General features: G+C 71.3%; 2 protein-coding genes. Both read right to left on the bottom strand.

Annotation, left to right across the window (positions count from 1 at the left end; genetic code table 11):
* Positions 1-500, bottom strand: a 500-nt coding sequence (locus ABD366_RS43320; protein ID WP_344443653.1) for a transposase, incomplete at its 3' end; no start/stop codon positions are given.
* The coding region (locus tag ABD366_RS43325) for a helix-turn-helix domain-containing protein (RefSeq protein WP_344443655.1) at positions 497-825 on the bottom strand (329 nt) is incomplete at its 5' end. The genes ABD366_RS43320 and ABD366_RS43325, both read right to left, overlap by 4 nt.

The following is an 825-nucleotide window of genomic DNA, read 5'->3' on the forward strand; positions in this document are numbered from 1 at the left end:
ACTCGGTGGATGCCGCGTTCGGCTGCGTCGGCGACGTCGGCAAGGTGGTCGCTGGCGAGGTTGGCCAGTTCGCGGGTCTTGATGGCCGACCACAGCAGTTCCACCGGATTGAGTTCGGGTGCGTAGGCGGGCAGCCGTTCCAGCGTCAGCCAGTGCTGCTCGGCCGCGGCCCAGGCCCGCATGCCGCGGCTCCAGTGGGCCGACAGTCCGTCCCACACCAGCACCACGGCCTCGCCGGCGTAGAAGGTTTTGATCTGCTCGAGGACCTCGATCAGGCTGGTGGTGTCGTAGCTGCCGGGCTTGAGGTGGAAGCACAGCCGCGGACCGCGTCCAGGGTCAGCGGCGTGGTAGCCCAGCGCGGCGGCCATCCCGGCTCGTTTCCAGTTCAGCCGGTGCCGCAGGACCGGGGTACGGCCGCGGGGTGCGTAGGTGCGGCGCACCTGGGGCAGCAGCGACACCCCCGATTCGTCGAAGAAGACGAGCCAGGCACGTTTCTTCACCGCCCCTTTTTGATGCGCGGCCACTCCTGGGCGACCCACCGGGCGATCTCCGACTCGTCCCGCTCGATGGCCTGGCGCCGGGGCCGCTGCAGGCTCCAGCCCAGCCGCCCGGTCAGTAGGCGCCACACCGATGCTCTGGCCAGATGCACTCCGGTGACCCGCTCCACCACCAGGCCGACCCGCTCCAGCGTCCACAGGTCCGCCTCGAACCCGTGCGCCTGGGCGCCCTGCTCCAGCGCGGCCCGGACCACCTCGACTCCGGCGTCATCCAGCTTGGGCGGCCGACCAGGGGCCGGACGCCGCCGCAGTGCCTGAGCTCCGCCCT

Source organism: Streptomyces kunmingensis (assembly GCF_039533535.1).
Classification (GTDB): Bacteria; Actinomycetota; Actinomycetes; order Streptomycetales; family Streptomycetaceae; genus Streptomyces; species Streptomyces kunmingensis.